1 protein-coding gene is annotated in these 1,314 nt (G+C 69.3%); it reads right to left on the bottom strand.

The genetic code is table 11. The features are described 5' to 3' along the window. Positions 1-198: 198 nt before the first annotated feature. Positions 199-1,116 carry a LysR family transcriptional regulator gene (locus DBR23_RS22660; RefSeq protein ID WP_108499657.1) on the bottom strand — a complete coding sequence of 306 codons (918 nt, stop codon included), beginning with the start codon at positions 1,114-1,116 and terminating at the stop codon, positions 199-201. Between the last annotated feature and the right edge of the window lie 198 nt (positions 1,117-1,314).

Here is a 1,314-nt window from a genome sequence, read left to right on the forward strand (position 1 = left end):
GGTGGGCGCAGGGGGCGCGCCGCCCTGGGTAGCGACAGCAAGGGCGCGATTGTGCGGCGCACGGGGGCCGGGTGCCGGTCGCGCGTGCGATAGCCCTGCCGCCAGCAGAGCCTCATGCAGCACGTCGGGCGCAGCGCATGCGACTGCTGCTAGCGCTGGGAGCCTGTTGACGATCCAGCGGGTGTCGTCAACAGGCACTCAGTGCGGCGCCCGCTCCATCAGCGCCTGCAGCCGTTCGGCCATGAAGTCGCGCAGCGCCCGCACCAGCGGCGTGAACTGGCGGCGGCTGGGCGCCACCAGGAAGAGCGGCACGGCCTCGGTGGTCCAGCCGGGGCACAGCGGCACCAGGCGCCCGGCGGCCAGGTCGTCGGCCACATCAAAGTACGACTTGTACGCAATGCCCCGGCCCAGCACGGCCCAGCGGCGCACCGCGTCGCCGTCGTTGGCCACGTTGCGGCTGCGCACGCGCACCACCACTTCCTGGCCCAACGCGTCCCAGAAGCGCCAGCGGTCGTGCACGTCCTCGCCCAGCATGAAGCACAGGCCATCGTGCGCAGCCAAGGCGTGGGGCGTATCGGGCGTGCCGTGCGCGGCCAGGTAGGAGGGGGCGGCGCAGAGCACGCGCCGGTGTTCGGCGACCAGCGGCAGCGCCACCAGGCTCGAATCCTGCGGCTTGCCGTAGCGGAAGGCGGCATCCACCGGTTCGCCGTAGACATTGGCCATGCGGTCCGACAGCTGCAGGCGGATGTCGATGCCGGGGTGCAGTGCCTGGAAGGCATCCAGCCAGGGCAGCAGCACATTGCGCCCCAGGTCGGACGGGGCCGCCAGTTGCAGCAGGCCACGCAGCTCGCCCGCCCGGCCGCTGGCGAGCTGGCCCTGCACCTGCTGCAGCGCGGCGAGTGCGGGGCGGCAGTGCTCCAGAAACAGCGCGCCCTCCTGCGTGAGCCGCAGGCTGCGCGTGGAGCGCACGAACAGCGCCACGCCCAGCTCGGCCTCCAGTCGCTTGAGCGCGGCGCTCGCGGCGGCGGGGGTCAGGTCCAGCGCACGGGCCGTGGCCGAAAGGCTGCCGCTGTCCACGGTGCGCACAAAGATGTCGAGGTCTTGCAGGCTTTTCATGGCGAGGGTGGATGGGAAAGGGAAGACGACGGCGATGGAACGACACCACCACCAGGGGCTGATATTCAAATTTTCTTTGAATATTCTTTCAATCAACCGTCTATTTAAAAACTATTGCAGAAAGCCCACTATTCACGTCATGTTCCACACCGGCCTGCCGCCGACCCGAGCCCCTGCCATGACCACCACCCCACACAC

Source organism: Acidovorax sp. HMWF018 (assembly GCF_003061035.1).
Lineage (GTDB): Bacteria > Pseudomonadota > Gammaproteobacteria > Burkholderiales > Burkholderiaceae_C > Acidovorax > Acidovorax delafieldii.

What these genes read in the sequence shown, in the direction of transcription:
- DBR23_RS22660 (WP_108499657.1), bottom strand. Translation starts at nt 1,116, where the DNA reads ATGAAAAGCCTGCAAGACCTCGACATCTTTGTGCGCACCGTGGACAGC.